The sequence below is a fragment of the Sphaerochaeta sp. UBA5849 genome (assembly GCA_002432715.1).
In the GTDB taxonomy this organism is placed as follows: domain Bacteria; phylum Spirochaetota; class Spirochaetia; order Sphaerochaetales; family Sphaerochaetaceae; genus Sphaerochaeta.
This window is the reverse complement of sequence record DJGJ01000059.1, coordinates 1-2,551: the sequence shown is the minus strand read 5'-3', so window position 1 is coordinate 2,551 and position 2,551 is coordinate 1. Positions and strand designations below refer to the sequence as shown.

Genomic DNA, 2,551 nt, shown 5'->3' with positions numbered 1-2,551 from the left:
GCAAAACCGATCCAGCTTTGGGAACCCCTGGCGACATGTCCCAGGACCAGTACAATCACCAGGAGAATCAACGCGATTCCGTAAAGCCGGTAGGCCAATTCAAGAAGGCGCAAGTAACCGATCCGCAAAACCACCGCATAAGCCGAGAAGGAGACAAGTCCCCAGATTGCCTGCCTGACAACGAAAGCCCCGGCGTTTTTCTCCATGCCGAGGCTGGCGCTGAAGATCGAAAAAAGGCCGATGAAGAAAAGGGCCACGGTCGCAAACAACAGATTGCGGTCAGACGAAACGAACAGCAACCGTAGGATATTCCCCTTCTCCTCCCGCAGTTTCATGCAGGTTCCGCCCTGCGCTCCGCTCTCCTCTTGACGTTCTTGACGGGGATGTTCGCCACAAGCGCCACGGAACGCTCTTCTTTCGAAAAATCAAGCTCGATCTTGTCTTCCTCGATATCGAGATAATTGCTGATGACCCCGATAAGGTCCTTACGGAGATTTTCCATCATTTCCGGGGAAATGTCCGTACGGTCGTGGATCAGGACCAGTTGAAGGCGTTTTTTTGCCGTGTCCTTTGACTTTTCCTTTTTGATCATCTGGAACAGCCGGGCAAGGAAGTTCATGATATCCACCCCCTAAAGGCCAAGGGCTTTCCGGAGAAAGCCGAAAAAGCCCTTCTGGTCGGAAGCTTCCAGGTCGAGGAGGGGTATTTCTTCACCGAGTATGCGGCGAGCCACGTTGGAGAAGGCCCGGGCAGCTATCGATTCGTCTCCCAGGGTCAGTGGTTCTCCCTTGTTCGTTGAGACAACGACAGCCGTATCGTCTGGTATGACTCCGATCAGGTCAATCGCCAGGATATCGAGGACATCCTTGACGTCGATCATGTCGCCGGATTTTACCATCGCAGGTCGCAAGCGGTTGAGGACCAACCTTATCGGGGATTTTGACATGGATTCCAGCATGCCGATGATTCGATCCGCATCTCGGACGGCAGAAACCTCGGGGGTCGTCACGACGATGGCCTCGTCGGCACCAATCGCAGCGTTGCGAAACCCTTGTTCTATGCCCGCAGGGCTATCGATCAGCGTGATATCGAAGTTTTCCCTGAGTTCGTCGCAGAGTTTCAGCATCTGGTCGGGGCTCACCGCATCCTTGGTTCGCGTCTGTGCGGCAGGAAGCAGGAAAAGGTTTTCCACCCGCTTGTCCCGTACCATGGCCTTCTGCAGCTTGCAGGCACCTTCGACAACGTCCACCAGGTTGAAAACGATCCTGTTTTCAAGACCCAGAACGACGTCCAGGTTTCTCAACCCGATATCCCCGTCAACAGCCGCGGTCTTGTAACCTGCCTTGGCTAGGGCAACAGCAAGGTTTGCCGTCGTTGTCGTCTTGCCGACCCCGCCTTTCCCAGATGTCACGACGATAATTCTCGGATCCATAAAGCCCCCTCCTCCTCTTTCAAGCTATGGTCAAGGCAATTCCTTTGCGATCAGGGTGTCTCCCTCCACTGCGAAAAGAACGCTCTTCCCGTACCAGGGAGACGCACTGTCAAAAGTGCTGAAGAGGCGGCCGATCCTGACCTGTGTCGCTTCGAAGGACTTGGCGATGACCCTGGAGGAAATGTTGCCTTCCGCCCCAGCGTGAACCAATCCCTGCAGCCTGCCCCAAACGACGATGTTCCCTGCCGAAACGATTTCGGCCCCATCGTTCACGTGTCCGACGACGAAGACATCACCGGGGTGCTCCACTTTCTGCCCCGACCTTAGAGACCTCTCCACGAGAAGCGTCTGGAAAGACCTGGCGGCCCTCATTTCGGGCACCGGAGCCATGGGCTCTCCTACCGCAAGTCCTGCCGATCTAAGCAACTTCAGTCCCTCGTTGTCGAAGCTCACCCATGATAGGAGGTTCAGCCCGTGTTTCCAAACCACGTCGGTCAGCAGCCGTCCGATAAAAGCACTGGAGATCGGCCTTCCCTGGAGGTCCAGAACGACACGGCCGCCTTCCAGGAGGTGACGAGCTCCTTCGACCGTTTTTTCCAGCCCGGACCAGACGTCGGAATCGGGGATCCCTTCAGGAACGACAAGGCGAAGATGGCCTGCGCCCCCTTTTAAGGTGACAGCAGCCTTTTCCCTTTCGACTTCCATCTCCTCCACACCCCTCTTTCAGCGCTCGACACCCACTAGGTAAGCCAAAACCTGTCCGACAAGGGGAGCGGCTACCGAGCTCCCATGTCCGCCTCCCTCGACCAGCGCGACCGCAACGTATCGAGGGTTATCTGAAGGAGCATACCCCACAAACCAGGCGTGGTCATCCCCATGTGGATTTTGAGCCGTGCCCGTCTTGCCTGTAACGGTCACCCCGTAAACACCTGAAGCCCTGCCTGTCCCCGATTTGACGACTTCCTCCATCCCCTTCCGAACCCAGCCAAGGGCTTCCCTGGGAAGGTGGAGATCGGTCCCCTGGGGATGTTCACTCGCCGAAAGATGCGGAACGACGAGGGTCCCTCCGTTGGCGAGGGCAGCATAAACCCGGGCCAGTTGCAACGGGGTCATGAGAAG

General features: G+C 56.6%; 5 protein-coding genes. All 5 read right to left on the bottom strand.

What is annotated here, in order from left to right:
• Positions 1–335: FtsW/RodA/SpoVE family cell cycle protein (locus B3K89_RS10115; protein WP_345907359.1), on the bottom strand; the 335-nt coding region annotated here is incomplete at its 3' end.
• Complete coding sequence (minE, locus tag B3K89_RS10110) at positions 332–619, bottom strand: cell division topological specificity factor MinE (RefSeq protein WP_345907358.1); 288 nt, start codon at positions 617–619, stop codon at positions 332–334. The genes minE and B3K89_RS10115, both read right to left, overlap by 4 nt.
• Before the next feature lie 12 nt (positions 620–631).
• A complete protein-coding gene (minD, locus tag B3K89_RS10105) occupies positions 632–1,432 on the bottom strand; it encodes a septum site-determining protein MinD (RefSeq protein ID WP_345907357.1) in 801 nt (266 codons plus the stop codon).
• 30 nt (positions 1,433–1,462) lie between these two features.
• Positions 1,463–2,137, bottom strand: coding sequence for a septum site-determining protein MinC (gene minC / locus B3K89_RS10100; RefSeq protein WP_345907373.1), 675 nt, complete (start codon positions 2,135–2,137; stop codon positions 1,463–1,465).
• An 18-nt stretch (positions 2,138–2,155) separates the two neighbouring features.
• Positions 2,156–2,551: penicillin-binding transpeptidase domain-containing protein (locus B3K89_RS10095; protein WP_345907356.1), on the bottom strand; the 396-nt coding region annotated here is incomplete at its 5' end.

What these genes read in the sequence shown, in the direction of transcription:
- minE (WP_345907358.1), bottom strand. Translation starts at nt 619, where the DNA reads ATGAACTTCCTTGCCCGGCTGTTCCAGATGATCAAAAAGGAAAAGTCA.
- minC (WP_345907373.1), bottom strand. Translation starts at nt 2,137, where the DNA reads ATGGAAGTCGAAAGGGAAAAGGCTGCTGTCACCTTAAAAGGGGGCGCA.
- minD (WP_345907357.1), bottom strand. Translation starts at nt 1,432, where the DNA reads ATGGATCCGAGAATTATCGTCGTGACATCTGGGAAAGGCGGGGTCGGC.